Source organism: Pelistega sp. MC2 (assembly GCF_900099475.1).
Taxonomy (GTDB): domain Bacteria; phylum Pseudomonadota; class Gammaproteobacteria; order Burkholderiales; family Burkholderiaceae_B; genus Taylorella; species Taylorella indica.
This window is the reverse complement of the sequence record NZ_LT628275.1, coordinates 190,166-210,677: the sequence shown is the minus strand read 5'-3', so window position 1 is coordinate 210,677 and position 20,512 is coordinate 190,166. Positions and strand designations below refer to the sequence as shown.

Sequence of the window (20,512 nt, the reverse complement as noted above, 5' to 3'; positions counted from 1 at the left end):
GGTATTAACCTCGAACTTTTCTTCCCTGACAAAAGTGCTTTACAACCCGAAGGCCTTCATCGCACACGCGGGATGGCTGGATCAGGGTTGCCCCCATTGTCCAAAATTCCCCACTGCTGCCTCCCGTAGGAGTCTGGGCCGTGTCTCAGTCCCAGTGTGGCTGGTCGTCCTCTCAAACCAGCTACGGATCGTCGCCTTGGTGAGCCGTTACCTCACCAACTAGCTAATCCGATATCGGCCGCTCCAATAGTGAGAGGTCTTACGATCCCCCCCTTTCCCCCCGTAGGGCGTATGCGGTATTAGCTACGCTTTCGCGTAGTTATCCCCCGCTACTGGGCACGTTCCGATACATTACTCACCCGTTCGCCACTCGCCATCCAGAGAGCAAGCTCTCTGATGCTGCCGTTCGACTTGCATGTGTAAGGCATCCCGCTAGCGTTCAATCTGAGCCAGGATCAAACTCTTCAGTTCAATTCCTGTTTAATTGTAGTATCCGTAGATACTATCGCTGCTTATACTCAAAGAAATAACGTTTGTAAAAAAACCTTATTTCTGTATGTAGTGTAAGCACTTAAAATAATGTATTAGCTCATCCCGTGATAGGATGGCTCTCTCATTCCAAGCGCCCACACTTATCGGCTGTTAGTTGTTAAAGAACATCGCAAACTTACCACTGTAAATTTGCCTGACTGTCTCGGCGACTTCGTGTTACCTCATCGTCGTTGCCGTCAGCAGCAAAGAATGTAATTATGAACTACTTCACTACATCCTGTCAAGCACTTTTTAAAAATAGTTTTAATTTATTTTTAAACTGTTGTTAAATCCACTCACTATCGTCAACTTAACTCGCTTAACCTCCCCCGCCTCTTCAACCAACCATCAAGCAACTTATCGACTTGACTAATCGCTGCCTCAGCAGGAAAGATTGACATTATGCCCCCCTTTCCACCCTTTGGCAATACCCAGCCACCTAAAAAACTCAAAAACCTCCTTTTTTAACTACTTTGTCGTAAAAATGTAACATGCCCGCCCTCCTCAAAATAACCAAAACGACAACACCCCCACTAAACTGTCGTAAAAATGAAACATCACCACAGCACCTCCGTTGTATTGACACCAATACCCCTCATCAGCACAACACCTCTCCCAAATACGCTCCTGACCTTTCTTGCTTAAGCACTGTCTTTATCATCTCCCCCCTCTCCCATCTATCCAACCTGTTGCTTTTGGGTCATCTTCTATTCTTTGCTTCTTTGAACCACCCACCCTATACAGCCTATCCATAAAAATCTTTGCTGTATTTAATTCACAACATGAATAAGTTATCCAATTATTAGCACAAGTAAGATTAGCTCTTTATATCAGATCACCCTAAACTCCTATACAATCATTTACTTTCTATCCTGTCTTTTTTATTCACAAAATTACTAATCAATCATGAGTGCTTTCATACCGGGTTTCCTACTTTGCTTATCCTTAATTGTCGCCATTGGCTCGCAAAATGCTTTTGTACTTAAACAAGGGTTAAAGAATGAGCATATTTTCTGGATCTGCTTAGTGTGTTCGCTCTTTGATGCCATTATCATCGGCTTTGGCGTGTTTGGTTTTGGTTATATTATTAAAAGCATACCTTGGGCATTAGTAGGAATTAAATATATAGGCGCTGCTTTTCTAGTTGTTTATGGACTCACTCATTTAAAAAGTGCATTAAAAGGAGGGCAAGCACTTGATGCTCAAGCCGATTCAGATAAAAAACCGCTATTAAAAACACTATTAATTCTCTGCGCTCTCACATGGTTAAATCCACATGTATATTTAGATGCTGTTTTCTTAATTGGTTCAATAGCAACCAAATATCATGGACGTGAGTTATCTTTTTATTTAGGAAATATTACAGCTTCTTTCTTATTCTTTTTCTCGTTAGGCTATGGCGCTCGTTTATTACAACCTATTTTTAGAAAGCCACGCTCTTGGCAAATTTTGGATTTTATAATTTTTATTATTATGATTTATATCGCCATTTCTTTATTAATAGAATAATGTTCTTATGAACTAAACCAGTACTGACATAACTTACTTTATTTATAAAATAAGCACATTATAAAAATATTCTTCTTGAACTAGGTGATCTAGGTTATCAATAAAATGGCACTCCCAATGTGTAGGATTTTCGTTGTGACTCATCATTTCTCATCAATTAATTTTCTTGAGTACTACACTTGAAAACCTACACATCAAAACATAATAATTTATTTATCTTTACGTAACTAAATCATCCTAACATTCTAAAAAATTTTTCTCAGACAACACAATCCCGCCTGCCTATTTGTTATTTAAGCTTATGCGCAAATTTTTTCATAAACTTATTTACCTTTTCAGCGACTACTAAAGAGCAATAAGGTTGATCAGGATTATTTTCAAAATAATGATGATGATAATCCTCCGCTTCCCAGAAAGGCACATTATCATAGAGTGCTGTGACAATCGGTTTATCATAATGAGGCTGAGCCTCTTGAATAGCACGTTGAGCTATTTCTTTTTGTGCAGCATTGACGGCAAAAATAGCTGAAGCATATTGTGTACCTTCGTCAGCACCTTGTTTATTTAACGAGGTGGGATCATGCAAACTGAAAAATACCTCTAACAATTCTTTGTACGAAATTATTTCAGGATTAAAATGAATTTGAACAACTTCCACATGCCCTGTTGTTCCTGTCTTAACCTGTTTATAACTTGGATTGTCTAATTCACCCCCAGCATAACCAGGCAATACTTTTTCAACACCTTTTAATTTTTCAAAAGCCGCTTCTACACACCAGAAGCAACCTGCACCAAATACGGCAATTTCAATAGACATAATTCACTCCTAAGTCCTTTATGTTTGTCTCATTGATGATAAGAATAATAACTGTCAATCACATAGTTCACTAGCTATTATCGAAGTAATTGACTACCTAATTTTTAGTTTACTTGCTCATCACCTTTTACATGTAAAATCCAGTCAGCCATGATTATCGCCTCTTCTGTAGACACTTTAGGTTGAGCAGGCATACGTAAAGGCCCCCATTGCCCTGTTCCTCCTTCAACGATTCTTTTAGCTAACTCTTCTACGGTAACAGTCTTATCTTGTTGATATTTATCCGCCACCATTTTAAAAGAAGGTCCTACTCGCCTTTCATTTACCTGATGACAATGCATACAGATTTTATTTTTCAATAATGTTGGTGCATCTAAAGATGGTTGTGCATACACAGCCGACATTGTCAACAATGGAAACAATAATATGGATAATCTCTTCATAGGCTTACTTATTAAAAACTTGTTAAAATCAAGCTAATTCAATACTCGATAGTTTATCACTACTTCTCAAAAGACAGGATAACGCTATCTTATTTAATACGGAATGATTTATGTTAACTTACCCACAAATTGACCCTGTTGCACTTGAGCTTGGACCGATTAAAATTCACTGGTATGGGCTCATGTATCTTTTAGCATTCTTTTTTGCTTGGGTTCTCGGTCGTTATCGTGTCCGCAAAGGGGCTTTAGACATCACTGTTGAACGGTTCGAAGATTTACTTTTTTATTGTATTCTTGGCGTTATTTTAGGTGGACGTCTTGGTTACGTCATCTTTTATAAATTTAGCTACTACTTACAGCATCCACTAGAAATTTTTGCTGTGTGGGATGGTGGGATGTCATTTCACGGTGGGCTTATCGGTGTTTTATTAGCTATGCTATATTTTGGACATAAAGAAAATAAAACATTCTTTCAAATTTCAGATTTTGGCGCACCACTAGTACCTTTAGGCCTAGCCACAGGTCGTTTGGGTAATTTTATCAATGGTGAGCTCTGGGGAAGAACCACAGATGTTCCTTGGGGGATGGTATTTCCTCATAGTGACGGTGCTGTTCGCCACCCTTCTCAACTCTATCAAATGGCATTAGAAGGTATTACTCTATTTGTTATCTTATGGCTGTTTTCACGTAAAAAACGTCCAACAGGTCAAGTTAGTGCAGTCTTCTTAATAGGCTATGGCTCATTCCGATTTATCGCAGAATACACCCGTGAACCTGATAGCCATTTAGGGTTCCTTGCTCTTGGTCTGAGCATGGGGCAATGGCTATCTCTTCCAATGATTATTGCAGGGATTATTCTCTACATTATTAGCGCAAAGAAATCTGACCGTCAGCCGTCACATTAACTTCAACTTTACCCCCCTCTAGGTTCACAGCATCGTCTGCGGACTTAGAGGAATAAGTCGTTGCCGCTGCTGCAGCGTACATCCTAGGTTGACGACCTGCATTATTATTTAATTGAATACTATTAATGTGATATGTTTGTGAACCAAAAGCCTTTGCAACAGCACTGGCTTTTTTATTAAATGCTTCAGCAACATTTGCTATCAATTTTTCTTCGACCTTATTTCTACTTTCTTCAGAGAGAATAAATTGAATATTATCAAGCGTCATCATGTCTTTATTCATTGCAATAAACGCTTGTGCTTTAGCAAAGTCCTTACTAGTGACAATCACTTCACCACGCATTACCCAAGAGATTTCTTTCTCTTTATCACCAACACTCCAAAATCCATAATCACCATTTCTAATAGTTAAATCGGGATCTGCTTTACCTTTTTCCAAGACAGCATTAATCGCTTTATTCAATTGAGTAGTTAATTCTTGTTGGTTTGTTCCTTGTAATTGCTTAGATAAGGTCAAACGTACCACATCAGGTTTCACCTCTTCTTGCACACTTGCTGATAAATTAATTACTGTCTGGTCATTTGCTGGTTTGTTAGTTGTCATTTCTGTTTGTGCCAAAACACCTGACTGCCAGGCTACCATAGCAATAGTACTTAAGGCTAAAACTTTAATAATCGTTTTCATATACATTGATCCTTAAAAAACAAAATGGAACAAAGGTCATGATACCGACTAATCATGTATATGTAACTACAAAAACATTAATTTTTGCAAAATTTTATGTCTAGAAATTAAGAAAAGGAAAATATAGAAAAGGGGGTTGCCCCGCCTGTAGCGTCAAGGTCGGCACCTCGAACCCTCAAGTTCAAAGTCGGCAGACTGGAATAAAGCTTCGGGTTCATCATAAAGACAATCACTCCCACTTTACTGATTTACTGCCTTGTGCCATACGCATAGGTAAGAGATGAATGACCAAGGTCACGACTACCGCAGGGCAAAACTATTATCGACTAAATATATTAACTATTAAATCGATTTCAATTCGTCAATGCTTTGATCCAAAAGAGCATTAATATCATTAATTTTGCTTTGGAATTCACCAAACTGAACACCCTTAAATGGACCATCACCTGATTCCATACTCATTAAATCAGATGCTAATTTTATACTTGCCATTATAGCAATTCTTTCTGGACTTAACGAGGGGGAAGCTGCTTTAATTTGTTGCATTAATTGATCAGCATGTTTTACTGAAGCAATTAATTTTTCTCTTTCAGAGCTATCTACACTTAGCGTTAAGCTACGATCCAAGATACTTACTTCTACACGTTCCATCTTATCGTTTCCTTAAATCGCATTATTAGGTAAATTCTCAAGAATATGTGCCACTCTATTGCGCACAGATTGAGATTTTTCACGCCACAAAGATAACTCTTGTTGAGCCTTATTTAATTGTGCCTCTAGCGTATTAACTCTGCTTGTTAACTCTTCTACTTGTTGACGTAAGTTATCATTTTCTACCTTAACCCCTTCAGTTTGCGTAGATAAGCTAGTCGTTAATTCAGCCACTTTCGCTTCTTGAGACGTTAATTGCTGACGCAATGTAGAGCCTTCTTGTGTTGATGCATCTAACCGGCTGAGCAACTCATTACGCTCTGCCAATAGGCGACGACTCATCTCTACAATCTGCCCAATGCGAATAGCTACTTGATCTAGTTCTTGTAACATAAGCTTCGTTCTTAAAATAAAGTTGATAACAACAAATATGGTAAAGGTTAATTTTAACTGTAAATTCTATTAACTACCCACTTAAAAGTATGTTTTTTAGATTTAATTGTCATTTTACAAGCTAAAAAGAACAAATTCTCATCACTATTTTAGCGATAAATGACTATTTCCCAATACAAAACCGGCTAAAAATCACTCCTAGCAAGTCATCTGCCGTAAACTCACCGGTAATTTCATTTAAAGCTTCTTGGGCTAGTCGCAAATGCTCCGCTAATAGTTCAATATTATCATAACCATTAATTGAGGCATTTTCTAATTCAGTCTTAGCCATTTTCAACGCATTTAAATGTCTCGTTCTCGCCAAAAATAAGCCTTCACTTTCTCCTTGCCAACCGATAATAGCTAACAATTCTTCCCTGAGCAATGAGAGCCCTTCCCCACTTTTTGCTGACAGCTTAATCAATGTTGACGCCTGTGTGACACTCGCACGCTCTGCTTCACCTTCATAGAAAACTCCTGCCGACTCTCCTCGCAAATCAATCTTATTCTGCACCTCGATTCGTTTTAATGAGGGTGGCACCATGGACAAAATAGATGCTGTCTTTGCATTAATCCCTTCAATTGGATCAATCAAAATTAAGGCTACATCTGCGTTTTGTAAGGCTTTATAACTCCGCTCAATACCCATCTGCTCAACAATATCGCTAGTTTCACGAAGTCCTGCTGTATCAATAATATGAATAGGCACACCATCTAACACTATCTGCTCACGTACCGTGTCACGTGTTGTTCCTGCTATATCCGTCACAATAGCAATATCATCACCAGCTAAAGCATTCAATAAAGAAGATTTGCCGACATTAGGAGCACCCACTAGAACGACATTCATCCCTTCACGCAAAATAGCACCCTGCGTTGCTTGTGCTAACACATTGTCTAATTCATCCTGTAATCGCGCCAACTTTCCCCTAGCATCAGCGGCTTCTAGAAAATCAATTTCTTCCTCAGGAAAGTCCAAAGTTGCCTCTACAAGCATACGTAAATTAATCAAGTTATCCACTAATGCATGGATATGCGTTGAGAAACTTCCCTTTAAACTTCGCAACGCCATACGAGCAGCTGATTGACTAGAGGCATCAATTAAATCAGCAACACTTTCTGCTTGCGCTAAGTCCAATTTATTATTTAAAAAAGCACGTTTAGTAAATTCACCGGGTTCAGCCAATCTAGCCCCTAGTTGCAGACAACGCTCTAACAACATATTCATCACGACAGGTCCGCCATGACCTTGTAGCTCAATTACATCTTCACCAGTAAAACTAGCGGGAGCAGCAAAATAAAGCATTAGACCATTATCTATGGCTTGATTATTGGCATCTACAAAATCAGTGTAGAGTGCTTTTCGAGGTTCAGGTGTTTTACCTCCACTAATGCTTTGAGCAATAGGGAGTAAATTTTTACCTGATAACCGTATTACCCCAACCCCTCCTCTTCCTGGAGCTGTAGCAATAGCAGCAATAGTCGCTATATATTCCATCATTTACTTTATAAAATATCTTTAACTTCAACCATTACTTCTTGTTCTACAGAAATAATTTCTGAATTTGTTTTTACACTTTTTTTGGACTTGTGTTTGAATTGGCGTTTACGTAAAAACCTCGTTTCTGAGGTTTTGTTTTCATCAGTAAATACAGACAATTCTTTAAGTGCTTCAAGATAAACTCCCCGCTTAAACTCAATCACCTGTTCAAGCTGCACCCAATACTTACTCCAACGCCAAGCATCAAACTCTGGATGATTGGTTGCTCGTAAGCTAATGTCTTTATCTTTACCTACAAGTTTTAATAAAAACCAAATCTGTTTTTGTCCTTTATAGTGTCCTCGCGACTCTCGTCGCACAAAATGTTCTGGTACGTTATAGCGTATCCAGTTTCGCGTTCGCCCTAATATTTGGACATGTTCAGGTTTAAGACCGAGCTCTTCATACAATTCGCGATACATCGCTTGTGTAGGATTTTCGCCATACTTTATACCTCCTTGAGGAAATTGCCATGACTTTTCTCGTATTCTTTTACCCCAAAACACCTCATTCTTTTGATTTAAAAGGATAATACCAACATTAGGACGGTAACCTTCGCGATCAAGCATGCACCGCCCCTTAAATTCAAATATAATTAAGTTTGATTATACGTTTCTATTTTAAAAGTAACCATGTTAGCGTCACATTTTCACTTAAATACTTCAAAAGAAGCCCCTGCTGATGCCGAAGTCATCAGCCATCAATTAATGATGCGTGCGGGTATGATTCGTAAACATGCAGGAGGCATCTACACATACATGCCTCTTGCTTTGAAAGTTTTACGCAAAATTGAAAACATTATCCGCACTGAGATGAACAATGCAGGTGCATTAGAAATTTTAATGCCTGTGGTACAGCCAGCCGAATTATGGATGCAAACAGGTCGTTGGGATGCCTATGGTGCTGAGTTATTGCGTATCAAAGATAGACACGGCAGAGATTTTGTTTTACAACCAACCTCAGAAGAAGTAGTTACTGAGATTGTTGCTAATGAAATTCATAGCTGGCGTCAACTACCTTTAAATTTATACCATATTCAGACTAAATTCCGTGATGAGCGTCGTCCACGTTTTGGTCTTATGCGTGGCAGAGAATTCACGATGAAAGATGCTTATTCGTTCGATCGTGATGAAGCTGGCGCACTCAAAAGCTATGACATTATGTTTAATGCTTATAAAAAAATCTTCACTAACCTAGGGCTAAAGTTCCGTGCTGTTAATGCAGACACTGGCTCTATTGGTGGATCACGCAGCCATGAATTCCAAGTCATTGCAGATACTGGTGAAGATTTAATTGTTTACAACCCAGATTCTGAATATGCTGCTAATATTGAACTAGCAGAAGCTCCTTGTTTAATTGCAGAAAGAGCCCTCCCTAGCAAAGCTCTTGAACTTGTGCCTACACCAGAGGCGAATAAGTGTGAATTGGTGGCTGAGTTACTCAATATTCCTCTACAACAGACTGTTAAATCAGTTGTGTACAGTGTACAAGACGAAGAAGGCAAAAAATCTATTTACCTTTTATTGGTGCGTGGTGACCATGAAGTTAACGAAGTAAAAATTGGTAAATTAGCCGCTTTCAAACATGGCTTCGAACTAGCCTCCGAAGAGGAAATCATTGAGCATTTTGGTTCTAAACCGGGTTATTTAGGCCCTGTTAATACTGTTAAACCTATTCACATTATTGCCGACAAAACAGTAGGCAATATGAGTGACTTTGTTTGTGGTGGAAACCAAGAAAATACTCACTGGGTGGGTGTTAACTGGGGACGCGACTTGCCAGAGCCTATGATTGAAGATATACGTAATGTTGTCGCTGGTGATCCTGCCGTTGATGAGCCAGGTACATTAGCTATTGAACATGGTATCGAAGTAGGCCACGTTTTCTTCTTAGGGGATAAATATTCTGAAAAACTAAAAGCGACTTACCTCAATGAACAAGGTAAGCCAGAAGTCATCCAAATGGGTTGTTATGGCATCGGTGTTAGCCGAATTATGGCTGCTGCTATTGAGCAAAATAATGACGACAAAGGAATTATTTGGCCTTTACCTATCGCTCCATTTGAAGTTGTTATTTGCCCTATTGGTTGGGGTAAAAGTGAGGAAGTTCGCCAACAAGCTACTAGTATTTACAACTACCTCAAAGATCAAGGCATTGATGTTATTCTAGATGATAGAGATGCTCGTCCCGGTGTCATGTTTTCAGAATGGGAGCTCATTGGTGTACCTATTCGTGTAACTGTCGGAGAGAAGGGTCTTAAAGAAGGTATTATTGAAGTACAAGCCAGACGTGATAAAGAATCCCAAAAATTGTCACCATCTGAAGTAAATTCTTATCTCTTTAATCTATATCAACAACTTAAAAGTACGGTATAATTTGCTGTTTAAGTAATATTACTTTTACATAAGCTCGTTATGTCTACAAATAACACTTCTGACTTCGCCTTCCCGGTCCGTGTTTACTACGAAGATACTGACGCAGGAGGCGTTGTCTTTTACGCCAATTATCTAAAATTTTTCGAACGTGCTAGAACCGAGTGGTTAAGACGTTTAGGTTTTAACCAATCATTACTGGCTCAAACTGAAGGCATTATTTTTGTCGTTGTAGGCACACAAGTTAACTATAAAAGCCCAGCTCGTTTAGATGATTTATTAACCATCCAAACAAAAATAAAGAAAATTGGTAATGCATCTATTGATTTTGAACAATATTGTGAACGTGACGGAAAAATATTAGTCAACAGCAATATTCAGATTTGTTGCATTAACCTTGATACCTTTAAAGCGAGTCCTATACCAGACTCTATTCGTTCTATTTTAATTTCAGCTCAGGATATTTAAGTACCATGAATCCCCCCGTCTCACCAGAAGCAGCAGAAATGTCTGTTTTTACCTTAATTGCTGACGCCAGTTTACCTGTTCAAATTATCATGCTTATTTTAGTGACAATTTCTGTCATTTCATGGGCATTCATTATCAGCAAATACCTAACCATTTCTCGTACAGATAAACAAACCAAAGAATTTGAACAACAATTCTGGCGTGGTGGTGATTTAGGCTCTTTGCATCAAAACATCTCTCGCAATCCTGATGAAGCTGGTGCACTAGGTCGTATTTTCGATGCAGGCATGACAGAGTTTTTAAAAGCACGTCAAAAAGAAGCGTCTGCCGAAACTCAAGTTGAAGGTGCTGAGCGTGCTATGCGTGCAACCTATCAACGTGAAGTTGATTTATTAGACTCAAAACTTAACTTTCTTGCCTCTGCTGGTTCAGTTAGTCCATACATTGGCTTATTAGGTACAGTTTGGGGGATTATGCACTCATTCCTAGGTCTAAGCACAAACGTAACAGCCACTCTGGCAGCTGTGGCACCTGGTATTGCCGAAGCCTTGATTGCAACGGCAATTGGTCTATTTGCGGCAATTCCCGCTGTGCTTGCCTATAACTATTTCTCCAACTCTATCGACAAAGTCTCAAGTCGCTTTGATAGTTTTATGGATGAATTTTTAAATATTTTACAACGTCAGACTAAATAGTTACCATGGCTGCTAATAGAAAAGGGCGTGGTCGATCACGCCGTCTAAAAAATGAAATGAACGTCGTTCCATATATTGACGTAATGTTAGTATTACTCGTCATTTTTATGGTGACTGCTCCTATGATTACACCTGGATTAGTGAATCTACCTTCTGTAGGACGAGCAGCAGAAGTACCAACAACACCAGTTGAAGTCCAACTAGAAGAAAACGGCGATGTATCAGTTCGTTTACGCCAATCTGGTGCAGAGTTTGAGAAAGTACCAAAAGAAGAAGTACTTTCTCGTATTCAATCTATGGCTCAAGCTGATACGCCAGTAGTGATTTCTGCTGATGGTAAAGTTGCCTATGAAGAAGTGATGAAAATTATGGATACGCTACGCTCAAATGGCTTAACGCGTTTGGGGTTAATGGTTAACCAAACAAAACAAGCGAACACAAAAAAATAGCTAAAACATAACCAGTCATTTTTATACTGTGCTTTGCCAAAAACAGATACATGAGTAAATATAAAATCCCCACCGAGTTTTATTCGCAAAGAGATGATAAGAAAGGTCTTGTCTTCTCTGTCATACTGCATCTGTCACTACTTGCAGCAATTATCATTAGTGCGCTAAATAAAACCGATTCCGCAGCAGGTCCTTTGCAACTTGAACTATGGACTGAAGGAACGGAACAAATTGTAGCTCCTCCTGCTGAGACTAGGACGCCTGACCCTGCCGAAGAAGATACTCGTACAGAAGAGGATCAACCACAGCCTGAGCCAGAACCAGAGCCGACACCCGCTCCAGACCCTGAGCCAGTCCATGCCGCAGAGCCTCCCAAACAAGCACCTCCCCCTCCTCCTCCCAAAGCAGCGGCTGCTGCTAGTAATATGAGCGAAGAGGATCCTGAGATTGCTCTAGAGAAAAAACGAGCCAAAGAAAAAGCCGAAAAAGAAGCCAAACGCTTAGCTGAACAAGAAGCTAAAGAGAAAGCTGAAAAAGAAGCTAAACTAAAAGCACAAAAAGAAGCCAAACTAAAAGCACAAAAAGAAGCTAAAGAAAAAGCTGACAAAGAAGCAAAAGAAAAAGCATTGAAAGAAGCTAAACAAAAAGCTGACAAAGAAGCTAAAGAAAAGGCTGAACAAGAGGCTAAAGAAAAAGCCGAGAAAGAAGCTAAGGAAAAGGCAGCTAAAGAGGCTAAAGAAAAAGCGGCCAAAGAAGCTAAGGAAAAGGCTGAACAAGAAGCTAAAGCCAAAGCTGCTGCAAAAGCTAAAGCAGATGCTAAATTAGCCGCTGAGGCAAAAGCCAAAGCTAACTCAAAAGGTGATGCATTACGAGCAGCTATGCGTGGTGATATTAATAGCCGTGCTGGTATTAAAGGTGGACAAAATGATCGCAACCAAATTGGTGGCGGTGGAGGTAACGATGGTTATGCAAGACTAGTCAAAGCTTGCGTAGAACCCCGTTTACGCTTCAGTGGAAATCAACGCTTAGGCGTACGCTACCGTGTTGAATTCGATAGTAGTCGCACAGTAACCAATGCCCGTATCACCAGAACTTCTGGCAATAAAGCATTTGATACCGCCGCGCTGAATGCACTTAAACAATGTAATCCATTCCCGAAACCACCTACTGGTAATAGTTATGTCGAAGGAAATTACGAATTTAGACCACAATAACAGCCTTGTTTTGTAAAGATTTGAAAAAGAAATCTCTGCATTATGTGTTCATAGTGTACATAATTGATACACTATGAACATAGACAAATTTTTAGGAGAATGACGTCATGTCACTACTACGTAAATTACGTTCTCAACATCGTAGCACAAACTTATTTAGTGCTATTTTACTCGGCTTTAGTTTAAGCCTAACACCAGCTACTCAGGCACAGGTTAATGTTAATCTTTCAGGTTCTGGTGTCGCTAGTAATAAATTCCCGATTGTAGTTGCTGACTTTGCAGGCACAAACGGAAAAGAAATTGCTGATATTATTGCCGCCGATTTAACTCGCTCAGGTCAATTTGAAGTTACCCGTATTGGCGTAATGAGTACTGACTCAAGTGGCACAGCCAACTGGGCAGCTTTAGCTGAAGCTGGTGGTGGTAAAAATGTTATCTATGGATCTGCATCTTCCAATAGCATTAACTACAATCTTGGCGATACGGCGCAACAAACCAATTTACAATCGTTAAGTATTTCTGCCTCTAATATGCGTCAGTTAGCACATAAAGCAGCAGATGCCGCTTATGAGCAATCAACAGGTGTTCGTGGTATTTTTACAACAAAAATCGCTTATGTCACAGGCAGTACATTATATGTTGCTGATGCGGATGGCGAGAATGCTCAGGCAGTCACTTCTGGTGCAAATATCATTTCTCCAGCATGGTCTCCAGACGGTAAACGTCTTGCTTATGTGAGCTTTGAATCAGGCAAACCTGTTGTTTATGTACAAAATTTAGCCTCTGGTGGTCGTAATGCTGTGGCTAATTTCAAAGGGAACAATAGTGCTCCAGCATGGTCACCAAATGGCTCTCAGCTTGCTGTTGCGCTAAGTATGGATGGTCTTTCAAATATTTATTTAATTGGTAGCAATGGCGGTTCTCCACGCAAAGTTACCGATTCTCCGGAAATTGATACTGAGCCATATTTCTTCCCTAATGGTAGTGGTTTAATTTTTACATCTGACCGTGGTGGTAGCCCACAAATTTATCGTACCGGTCTAGGTGGCGGTCAAGCAAGTCGTATTACTTTCAATGGTTCACAAAATCTTTCTGGTAAGATATCGCCGGATGGTAGTAAAATGGTATATACTAGCATGAGAGGTGGTGGTTATTCGATAGCCATCAATGGTCTAGGTTCAGGCTCTGATCAATTACTCACTTCTGGACCAAACGACCTATCTCCTAGTTTTGCTCCTAATGGTATGCAAGTACTTTATGCCGCCGGTGGTAGTTTAGGACTTGTAAATGCAGATGGTTCATTCTCCACTACATTACCAAGTAAAGGCAACGTCACTGCAGCAGCTTGGGGTCCCTTTACTGAGCAGAAATAATTTTTGTTTGTTTTGTTTATAATTTAAAAAGGAAATGCTATGTCTTTAGCAAAAATTCTATCTGTAGCGGCAATCGCAGCAACTTTAGCTGCGTGTTCATCAACATCTACTGACACTAATGCTAACGGTACTGGTGCTGGTACTGGTGCTAACGGTTCAGCAGTTATGGATCCGTTCAACCCAAATAGTCCATTAGCTCAACAACGTTCAGTATACTTCGCGTTTGACAGCTATGTTGTTGAATCTCAATTCCAACCTTTAGTTCAAATGCACGCTCAATACTTAGCAGCTAACAGTGCACAACGTATCCGTATCGAAGGTAACACTGACGCACGCGGTAGCTCAGAGTACAACTTAGCATTAGGTCAACGTCGTTCAGTAGCAGTTGCTAATCAATTAACTCAACAAGGCGTTAACGCTGCTCAAATCGAAGCAGTTAGCTTTGGTAAAGAGCGTCCAGTAGCTACTGGTACAACTGAAGAAGCTTATGCTCAAAACCGTCGTGCTGACATTAACTACATTCGTTAATTTCTAGCGGTTTTATACCGACATTAAATGTCTACACGCCGCAATGGTTTAATATTATTGCGGCGTTTTATTTTACGAGACAATCCATGATGCTAAATAACACAACTCTTGCTCTTGTTCTTTCTACAGTTTTTTTCAGTGTGACACAACCTGCTTGGGCTCAAGAAGACGAACAAGCACGTCGTGCTATCTTAGAATTACGTTCTCAACTTAAACAAAGTGATATGGTTCGTAATGACTTGGCACAACAAGTTCAAAAATTACAAAACGAACTTCGTCAAATCAGAGGACAAATTGAATCTTTAGGTAATGCTGGTCAATCACAAGCATTAGCTTCACGTGCAAATGACGATATTGGTCCATCAGCACAGGTCGGTGATCCAACTGAACAACGCGCTTACGATGCGGCATTAGACTTATTTAGACAAGGCAACTACGCAGGTGCTTCACAGGCACTAGCCAACTTCTCTTCAGCTTACCCTTCTAGCCCTCTCACTCCTAGTGCTATGTTCTACGAAGGTAGTAGCCGTTATGCCAATCGTGATTTCAAAAATTCTATCAAAGTTCTAAATGAAATGGTTCATGCCTATCCCAAAGACAGTAAAGCTGGCGACGCTTTATTAGTGATTGCAGGAAGCCAATTAGAACTTAATAATATTGATGGCTCCAAAGCCACTCTGCAACGCACGATTAAAGAATACCCTGGTACACCAGCCGCTGATACAGCCAAAGAGCGCTTATCAATGTACTAATGTTTTACTTACAGAATTTACGTCGCCTTTATCTCTAAAGGCGACTTTTTTTTATGAACACTGAAAGTTTAAACTTAAAAGAAATCATCATAAATAATACTCGTCTTGCCTATACAGATAATGGACAAGGATCTGATGTTATCGTCTTAATTCATGGTTCACTTTGTGATTACCGTTATTGGAAATGGCAAATCCCAGAACTCGCTAAACACTTTCGAGTAATTGCACCTAGTCTTAGACACTACGCTCCTATTCCATTGACAAGCGTTGATGACTTTTCCTACCAGCAACACTCGCAAGATATTGCAGCATTATTACAACAGCTAGAAATTTCTAAAGCACATATCTTAGGACATTCCCGTGGTGCCGCTGTTGCTCTAGATCTTGCTTTAACCACTCCGCAAAGTATCAGTTCTTTAATTCTGGCAGATCCCGGTATTCGTGATCATCAGCAATTACAAGAAGGAATTGCATTTAAAAAAGAAGCCTTACAACTTATTCACGCAGGAAAATTAGATGAGGGACTCGCACTTTTCATTGACTCTGTCAGTGGCGAAGGTACTTATAAAAAAATGGTACGATGGTTCAAGGAAATGGTAAGAGAAAATGCCCATACACTTTTTCTACAACGCTATGAGAAACCTTTTCTCATATCATCAACGCTAGAATCTCTCAAGCTGCCCATCACATTAATGGGTGGTTCTGATAGCCCTGCCCCCTTCCCAGAGATCAATCGCACCTTACAAACCTTATGGCCACAAGCCAAGAGTTTTGTTCTAAGCCCTGCCTCTCATGGGATGAACCTTGCTTTACCACACGAATTTAACCATATTATTATTGAGCATATCAATGCTTACAACCAATCATTAACTATCTAAAAATAGTCATAAGAGACGATGCAGTATTAACAAAACCAAAGGGGGGTATTACTACCCCCCTTTTTTTGCTATTTAATTTAATAAATACACATTAATTGCCAAATGATTTAGCGGTTAAGGGTTTTACTAAACATTGCGTTGATAGTTCATGACCATTACTTAAAGAAAAAGTAATGTGGACATTATCGCCTACCTTTACCGCTTTTGGCGACATTAGCATAAGATGATAACTGCCCGGTGTAAACACAACTTCTTTACCCGCAGGAACTTCTATTTCATTAAGATGACGCATACCCGTCATACCATTATGCTGATAACTTTCATGCAACATAATATGTTCAAAAGCATCAGACTTAGCTCCCACTAAATAAGCTGGTTTATTCACATCATTATTCTTAGCTTTCATATACAATGCAGAACTACCTTGCTCGCTAAAACGAATCCAACACTGACTAAACTCTACAGCTTCTGCGCTCTCTTTTGAAACAGTAGCTGATGCGTGATGATGTTGATGATCATGACTCATTTTCTCATGTTGGTGATTATGAGCCATAACTGCTGTTGCAGCAAACAAAGATAAACTAATTGTAGAAAGCGTTTGAAAAGTGAACATTTAAAAGTCTCCATAACAAGATTTGTTCACACTATTTCTAAGGCCTCTTACAAAGAAAAAGGTGAATTGTCATTATAGTACATAAGCCAATACAACTCTATCCGTTCTGAGTCACATAATAGTTTTCTCTCTCATCTCAACACTTATTTTCTTCCTTCTACGCTTCTTTCTGTGACTTATATATTCTTTTACTTGCCACTATAAACAACACTATATACAAGCTAACTCCCTGCTTTTTCATTTCCTTATTACTTGATACTCTAAACAACCCAATATATATAGCCCCTTCATTCGAGTAGCATATCAATCATTACTTATTCACTCTACAAAAATAACTACGGTCAAACTATAATAGAGAAAACCACTTCTTTAATTTGAATATATGCGTATCTTATTAGTCGAAGATGAACCTGATTTGGCTCACTGGCTCATAAAAAGCTTGCATAAAAATGCAGGTTTTAATATTGAGTGGGCGAATGATGGACTAATTGCTCTCAAACGGCTATCTGTCGAAGAATTTGATGCTGTTATTTTGGATTTGGGCTTACCTAGTATGGATGGTCGTACCTTGTTAAGCAGACTACGTGCCGATGATAACCGCACCCCCATTCTGGTACTCACTGCTAATGACTCTTTGTCCTCTCGTGTCCAAGTATTAGATATGGGAGCAGATGATTTTTTACCCAAACCGTTTATGACTGAGGAATTAGTCGCTCGACTATTTGCTCTCATTCGTCGTAGCCGTGGTCGTGATAAACCACAAATGTCTTGTGCTAGTTTACACTATGACCACAGTACTAAATCATTCTTGCTCCAGCAAAAACACCTGTCCCTAACGCCAAGAGAAAATGAAGTGTTGCGTATTCTCATCCAAAAAAGTGGAGAGCCTGTTAATAAACAGTTTATCCTCGATAGAATGCTTGATCCCGATACAGAACTTACACCAGATGTCGTAGAAGTCATCGTACATAGACTACGCAAAAAATTACAAGGAAGTGATGTCCAAATAACCACCTTACGAGGGATTGGCTATTGCCTCGAACCAATATCGGACTCGCTAGATGCATAAACAACAAAGTTTAAAGAGCACCTTATTATGGTTCATTCTACCTATCGTCATTTTAGTGATGATTACTTCATGGCTAATCTCTATCCATAAATTAAAAACACAAGTCCAACAAGCCTTTGACCGTACACTAGCAGGTGCTATTCGTTCCATTGAAGTCAATGTCAAAACAGAGAATGGTGGGCTTTCTATGGAGCAACCCTTTTATTTATTTGAGTTACTGGAATTAACGACACAAAGTCCTGTCTATTTCCGTGTGGCGACCGAAGATGGTTTAACTGAAATTGGTTATGCTTCCATTCCCTTACCAGAAGATATGGAGCTTAGTAATAAGCCTGTTTTTTATGATAGTCAATATTTCGGCGAGAATATTAGGATTGCCGCTATTGCTATACATCCCAAAACACCTTTGAGTTACTCTCCTAATACACGACTGATTATCCAAGTAGCAGAAAGATCACAGGCAAGAACTAATTTTCTCAATGAGATGCTGTGGCAATCTGTGGGAAAAGATCTTTTCATTATTGTGCTATTAATAATTATTATCTACGTCGGTATTTTGATTGCTTTACGCCCATTACAACAGCTTAATCAAAGAATTGCTCAACGCAATGATAATGATTTACGCCCAATTGTCGAAGAGGAGCTTCCATCTGAAATTACTCCATTAGTAAAAGCGATTAATATTCACATTGATCGTTACGCAAAAAGTATTCATTTACAGCGACAATTCTTAGATGATGCCGCTCATCAGCTAAGGACTCCTTTAGCCATACTCAATACACAAATTAGTTATGCGCGTAGCCTCACTCACAATAATCAAGAAATGGACGAAGTCTTATCCGCTACTCAGCTACGGCTAAGTAATACCATTGATTTAACTAATCAATTACTAACATTAGCTAAAGTACAAAATGCTACTGATGCCGCCTCCCTTAATCAACAACAAGAAATATTGAATATTTGTGAATTAACAAGTAAAACAGTTAATGATTTACTACCTTTTGCAAGATGGAAAAAGATTGATTACGGAATGGACATACCCAATAAACCTCTTTATATACAAGGAGTAGCTTGGCTCGTCCAAGAAGCTCTTAGTAACTTAATTGGTAATGCCATCAAGTATTGTCCTAGAGGAGCTCAAATCACTACATCAATTATTGAACAACCCGATACGCTTATTTTGCAAGTGGAAGATAATGGTCCCGGTATGAGTCCTGAAGATATTGCATCAGCGGGTAAACGTTTTCGACGAGGTAGTGCTGGCCGTGAGCAACAAGGATCTGGACTAGGTTTAGCCATTGTGCAAACTATTGCTGACATTAACCAAGCACAGTTAGAATTTCTTCCCTCTTCTTTCATGTCAGGCTTAAAAGTACGTCTTATTTTTCCTAAAAAATGCTAGGGATTTCCCTAGATTACAAAAAAATTAAGCATTTTGAAAGCTAATCGAAAGGTTTCATTCGTTAAGGTATGACACTGATTAAAAAATAATCCTTCAACATGGAGATGACGATGAAATTTACTAAAAAATCAACAGCTTTACTCGCTGCTAGTGTATTAAGCTTTTCTTTCTTAGGATCTGTTTCTGCACAAGAACAGCCACAAAAACCTGAATGTGTTGCTCCCGCTCAGCCTGGTGGCGGCTTTGATTTAACTTGTCGTGTTGCTGTAAATGGTTTTCAACAAACTAAATTGCTAAAAGAACCAATGCGCACTGTCTATATGCCAGGTGGTATTGGTGCTGTAGCATACAACAATATCGTTGCTCAACGCAGCAATGATCCTAATGCTATCGTTGCTTTCTCTAGTGGTTCTTTACTTAACCTTGCTCAAGGTAAGTTTGGTAAATACACAGCTGAAGATGTTCGTTGGTTAGCCGCTATTGGTAGTGACTACGGTGTTGCTGTTGTTCGTGATGACTCACCATATAAAGACCTAAAATCATTAATGGATGCCTTTAAAGAAGATCCTACAAAAATCATTTTAGGTGCTGGTGGTTCTGTTGGTAGCCAAGACTGGATGAAAGCCGCTTTAACAGCAAAAGCAGCTGGTGTTGATTACAAAAAAATGCGCTTTGTTGCCTTTGAAGGCGGTGGTGAAGCTATTACAGCACTACGTGGCGGTCATATCCAAGCCTATATGGGTGATGCAGCTGAAGCTCGTACAATGATTGACGGTGGTACACCAATCCGTGTATTAGCAGTATTCAATACAGAACGTTTACCTGGTGTCTTAGCTAATGTTCCTACAGCTAAAGAACAAGGATACGATATTAACTGGCCTATCATTCGTGGTTTCTACGCTCCTCCAAAAATTAGCGATGCAGAATATAACGTATGGGTTAAATCATTTGATGATTTAATGAAAACGCCTGAATTTGCAAAATTACAAGAGCAACAAGGCTTATTCCCTTTCAATAAAACAGGTGCTGAATTAGATGCCTATGTTAAAGAAAGTGTTAAAAACTACAAAGAGTTAGCCGACTCATTTGGCTTAATCAAAAAATAATTAATTCTTATTTTTCACAAAAAACTCACAAAGAGATAACCTCTTTGTGAGTTATCCATTTAAACATTTCTCAAATTAGG

At 39.2% G+C, this 20,512-nt stretch carries 22 protein-coding genes; 14 read left to right on the top strand and 8 right to left on the bottom strand.

The genetic code is table 11. From position 1 onward, the window contains the following. The first annotated feature begins 1,437 nt into the window (after window positions 1–1,437). The gene (locus BQ4443_RS06530; protein ID WP_071058422.1) at window positions 1,438–2,040 is read left to right on the top strand and encodes a LysE/ArgO family amino acid transporter; all 603 of its coding nucleotides are present in this window, start codon (window positions 1,438–1,440) and stop codon (window positions 2,038–2,040) included. 289 nt (window positions 2,041–2,329) lie between these two features. Here BQ4443_RS06530 and msrA read toward each other — a convergent pair whose 3' ends face one another. Together msrA and BQ4443_RS06520 are read right to left on the bottom strand one after the other, a co-directional pair. Then, the gene (msrA, locus tag BQ4443_RS06525; RefSeq protein WP_023950267.1) at window positions 2,330–2,857 is read right to left on the bottom strand and encodes a peptide-methionine (S)-S-oxide reductase MsrA; all 528 of its coding nucleotides are present in this window, start codon (window positions 2,855–2,857) and stop codon (window positions 2,330–2,332) included. Window positions 2,858–2,961: 104 nt separating this feature from the next. Beyond that, window positions 2,962–3,300: a c-type cytochrome gene (locus BQ4443_RS06520; RefSeq protein ID WP_143000571.1), complete on the bottom strand. Its 339-nt coding sequence runs from the start codon at window positions 3,298–3,300 to the stop codon at window positions 2,962–2,964. A 110-nt stretch (window positions 3,301–3,410) separates the two neighbouring features. Between BQ4443_RS06520 and lgt the strand changes: the two genes are divergently transcribed. Continuing rightward, window positions 3,411–4,205: a prolipoprotein diacylglyceryl transferase gene (lgt, locus tag BQ4443_RS06515; protein WP_071058421.1), complete on the top strand. Its 795-nt coding sequence runs from the start codon at window positions 3,411–3,413 to the stop codon at window positions 4,203–4,205. Here the strand turns inward: lgt and BQ4443_RS06510 are convergent. From BQ4443_RS06510 to BQ4443_RS06490, 5 genes are all read right to left on the bottom strand, one after another. Next, complete coding sequence (locus BQ4443_RS06510; protein WP_071058420.1) at window positions 4,168–4,890, bottom strand: SIMPL domain-containing protein; 723 nt, start codon at window positions 4,888–4,890, stop codon at window positions 4,168–4,170. The genes lgt and BQ4443_RS06510 overlap by 38 nt on opposite strands. A gap of 342 nt (window positions 4,891–5,232) precedes the next feature. Beyond that, entirely contained in the window at window positions 5,233–5,541 is a 309-nt protein-coding gene (locus BQ4443_RS06505; protein ID WP_023950259.1) for a cell division protein ZapA, read from the bottom strand. Between the two features lie 12 nt (window positions 5,542–5,553). After that, window positions 5,554–5,934 carry a hypothetical protein gene (locus BQ4443_RS06500; protein WP_023950257.1) on the bottom strand — a complete coding sequence of 127 codons (381 nt, stop codon included), beginning with the start codon at window positions 5,932–5,934 and terminating at the stop codon, window positions 5,554–5,556. A 163-nt stretch (window positions 5,935–6,097) separates the two neighbouring features. After that, window positions 6,098–7,474 (bottom strand): tRNA uridine-5-carboxymethylaminomethyl(34) synthesis GTPase MnmE, encoded by a 1,377-nt coding sequence (gene mnmE / locus BQ4443_RS06495; RefSeq protein ID WP_023950255.1) that lies wholly within the window; start codon window positions 7,472–7,474, stop codon window positions 6,098–6,100. 5 nt (window positions 7,475–7,479) lie between these two features. Continuing rightward, window positions 7,480–8,082 (bottom strand): RNA pyrophosphohydrolase, encoded by a 603-nt coding sequence (locus BQ4443_RS06490; RefSeq protein ID WP_071058419.1) that lies wholly within the window; start codon window positions 8,080–8,082, stop codon window positions 7,480–7,482. 63 nt (window positions 8,083–8,145) lie between these two features. Here BQ4443_RS06490 and BQ4443_RS06485 point away from each other — a divergent pair, with 63 nt between their 5' ends. The 9 genes from BQ4443_RS06485 to BQ4443_RS06445 all read left to right on the top strand — a co-directional run bounded on the left by BQ4443_RS06485 (window position 8,146) and on the right by BQ4443_RS06445 (window position 16,242). Then, window positions 8,146–9,888, top strand: coding sequence for a proline--tRNA ligase (locus BQ4443_RS06485; RefSeq protein ID WP_023950251.1), 1,743 nt, complete (start codon window positions 8,146–8,148; stop codon window positions 9,886–9,888). A gap of 39 nt (window positions 9,889–9,927) precedes the next feature. Continuing rightward, entirely contained in the window at window positions 9,928–10,353 is a 426-nt protein-coding gene (gene ybgC, locus BQ4443_RS06480) for a tol-pal system-associated acyl-CoA thioesterase (RefSeq protein ID WP_023950249.1), read from the top strand. A 5-nt stretch (window positions 10,354–10,358) separates the two neighbouring features. Beyond that, on the top strand, window positions 10,359–11,048 hold the full coding sequence (gene tolQ, locus BQ4443_RS06475) for a protein TolQ (RefSeq protein WP_023950247.1): 690 nt from the start codon (window positions 10,359–10,361) through the stop codon (window positions 11,046–11,048). A 5-nt stretch (window positions 11,049–11,053) separates the two neighbouring features. Further along, entirely contained in the window at window positions 11,054–11,497 is a 444-nt protein-coding gene (locus BQ4443_RS06470; RefSeq protein WP_023950244.1) for an ExbD/TolR family protein, read from the top strand. A gap of 50 nt (window positions 11,498–11,547) precedes the next feature. Beyond that, a complete protein-coding gene (tolA, locus tag BQ4443_RS06465) occupies window positions 11,548–12,711 on the top strand; it encodes a cell envelope integrity protein TolA (RefSeq protein WP_071058418.1) in 1,164 nt (387 codons plus the stop codon). 107 nt (window positions 12,712–12,818) lie between these two features. After that, complete coding sequence (gene tolB / locus BQ4443_RS06460) at window positions 12,819–14,084, top strand: Tol-Pal system beta propeller repeat protein TolB (protein WP_071058417.1); 1,266 nt, start codon at window positions 12,819–12,821, stop codon at window positions 14,082–14,084. 39 nt (window positions 14,085–14,123) lie between these two features. Beyond that, the gene (gene pal, locus BQ4443_RS06455; protein WP_023950235.1) at window positions 14,124–14,612 is read left to right on the top strand and encodes a peptidoglycan-associated lipoprotein Pal; all 489 of its coding nucleotides are present in this window, start codon (window positions 14,124–14,126) and stop codon (window positions 14,610–14,612) included. A gap of 86 nt (window positions 14,613–14,698) precedes the next feature. Beyond that, window positions 14,699–15,364 (top strand): tol-pal system protein YbgF, encoded by a 666-nt coding sequence (gene ybgF / locus BQ4443_RS06450; protein WP_071058416.1) that lies wholly within the window; start codon window positions 14,699–14,701, stop codon window positions 15,362–15,364. A 53-nt stretch (window positions 15,365–15,417) separates the two neighbouring features. Beyond that, on the top strand, window positions 15,418–16,242 hold the full coding sequence (locus BQ4443_RS06445; RefSeq protein WP_071058415.1) for an alpha/beta fold hydrolase: 825 nt from the start codon (window positions 15,418–15,420) through the stop codon (window positions 16,240–16,242). Window positions 16,243–16,333: 91 nt separating this feature from the next. On the opposite strand, the gene BQ4443_RS06440 is transcribed toward BQ4443_RS06445, so the two are convergent. Continuing rightward, the gene (locus tag BQ4443_RS06440) at window positions 16,334–16,855 is read right to left on the bottom strand and encodes a copper chaperone PCu(A)C (RefSeq protein ID WP_023950228.1); all 522 of its coding nucleotides are present in this window, start codon (window positions 16,853–16,855) and stop codon (window positions 16,334–16,336) included. 382 nt (window positions 16,856–17,237) lie between these two features. Here BQ4443_RS06440 and BQ4443_RS06435 point away from each other — a divergent pair, with 382 nt between their 5' ends. From BQ4443_RS06435 to BQ4443_RS06425, 3 genes are all read left to right on the top strand, one after another. Continuing rightward, the gene (locus tag BQ4443_RS06435) at window positions 17,238–17,924 is read left to right on the top strand and encodes a response regulator (RefSeq protein WP_071058414.1); all 687 of its coding nucleotides are present in this window, start codon (window positions 17,238–17,240) and stop codon (window positions 17,922–17,924) included. After that, window positions 17,917–19,326: a sensor histidine kinase gene (locus BQ4443_RS06430; protein WP_071058413.1), complete on the top strand. Its 1,410-nt coding sequence runs from the start codon at window positions 17,917–17,919 to the stop codon at window positions 19,324–19,326. Before BQ4443_RS06435 ends, BQ4443_RS06430 begins: the two co-directional genes overlap by 8 nt. 98 nt (window positions 19,327–19,424) lie before the next feature. Next, on the top strand, window positions 19,425–20,432 hold the full coding sequence (locus BQ4443_RS06425) for a Bug family tripartite tricarboxylate transporter substrate binding protein (RefSeq protein WP_031274352.1): 1,008 nt from the start codon (window positions 19,425–19,427) through the stop codon (window positions 20,430–20,432). Window positions 20,433–20,512: the final 80 nt, after the last annotated feature.

What these genes read in the sequence shown, in the direction of transcription:
- BQ4443_RS06530 (WP_071058422.1), top strand. Translation starts at nt 1,438, where the DNA reads ATGAGTGCTTTCATACCGGGTTTCCTACTTTGCTTATCCTTAATTGTC.
- msrA (WP_023950267.1), bottom strand. Translation starts at nt 2,857, where the DNA reads ATGTCTATTGAAATTGCCGTATTTGGTGCAGGTTGCTTCTGGTGTGTA.
- BQ4443_RS06520 (WP_143000571.1), bottom strand. Translation starts at nt 3,300, where the DNA reads ATGAAGAGATTATCCATATTATTGTTTCCATTGTTGACAATGTCGGCT.
- lgt (WP_071058421.1), top strand. Translation starts at nt 3,411, where the DNA reads ATGTTAACTTACCCACAAATTGACCCTGTTGCACTTGAGCTTGGACCG.
- BQ4443_RS06510 (WP_071058420.1), bottom strand. Translation starts at nt 4,890, where the DNA reads ATGAAAACGATTATTAAAGTTTTAGCCTTAAGTACTATTGCTATGGTA.
- BQ4443_RS06505 (WP_023950259.1), bottom strand. Translation starts at nt 5,541, where the DNA reads ATGGAACGTGTAGAAGTAAGTATCTTGGATCGTAGCTTAACGCTAAGT.
- BQ4443_RS06500 (WP_023950257.1), bottom strand. Translation starts at nt 5,934, where the DNA reads ATGTTACAAGAACTAGATCAAGTAGCTATTCGCATTGGGCAGATTGTA.
- mnmE (WP_023950255.1), bottom strand. Translation starts at nt 7,474, where the DNA reads ATGATGGAATATATAGCGACTATTGCTGCTATTGCTACAGCTCCAGGA.
- BQ4443_RS06490 (WP_071058419.1), bottom strand. Translation starts at nt 8,082, where the DNA reads ATGCTTGATCGCGAAGGTTACCGTCCTAATGTTGGTATTATCCTTTTA.
- BQ4443_RS06485 (WP_023950251.1), top strand. Translation starts at nt 8,146, where the DNA reads ATGTTAGCGTCACATTTTCACTTAAATACTTCAAAAGAAGCCCCTGCT.
- ybgC (WP_023950249.1), top strand. Translation starts at nt 9,928, where the DNA reads ATGTCTACAAATAACACTTCTGACTTCGCCTTCCCGGTCCGTGTTTAC.
- tolQ (WP_023950247.1), top strand. Translation starts at nt 10,359, where the DNA reads ATGAATCCCCCCGTCTCACCAGAAGCAGCAGAAATGTCTGTTTTTACC.
- BQ4443_RS06470 (WP_023950244.1), top strand. Translation starts at nt 11,054, where the DNA reads ATGGCTGCTAATAGAAAAGGGCGTGGTCGATCACGCCGTCTAAAAAAT.
- tolA (WP_071058418.1), top strand. Translation starts at nt 11,548, where the DNA reads ATGAGTAAATATAAAATCCCCACCGAGTTTTATTCGCAAAGAGATGAT.
- tolB (WP_071058417.1), top strand. Translation starts at nt 12,819, where the DNA reads ATGTCACTACTACGTAAATTACGTTCTCAACATCGTAGCACAAACTTA.
- pal (WP_023950235.1), top strand. Translation starts at nt 14,124, where the DNA reads ATGTCTTTAGCAAAAATTCTATCTGTAGCGGCAATCGCAGCAACTTTA.
- ybgF (WP_071058416.1), top strand. Translation starts at nt 14,699, where the DNA reads ATGATGCTAAATAACACAACTCTTGCTCTTGTTCTTTCTACAGTTTTT.
- BQ4443_RS06445 (WP_071058415.1), top strand. Translation starts at nt 15,418, where the DNA reads ATGAACACTGAAAGTTTAAACTTAAAAGAAATCATCATAAATAATACT.
- BQ4443_RS06440 (WP_023950228.1), bottom strand. Translation starts at nt 16,855, where the DNA reads ATGTTCACTTTTCAAACGCTTTCTACAATTAGTTTATCTTTGTTTGCT.
- BQ4443_RS06435 (WP_071058414.1), top strand. Translation starts at nt 17,238, where the DNA reads ATGCGTATCTTATTAGTCGAAGATGAACCTGATTTGGCTCACTGGCTC.
- BQ4443_RS06430 (WP_071058413.1), top strand. Translation starts at nt 17,917, where the DNA reads ATGCATAAACAACAAAGTTTAAAGAGCACCTTATTATGGTTCATTCTA.
- BQ4443_RS06425 (WP_031274352.1), top strand. Translation starts at nt 19,425, where the DNA reads ATGGAGATGACGATGAAATTTACTAAAAAATCAACAGCTTTACTCGCT.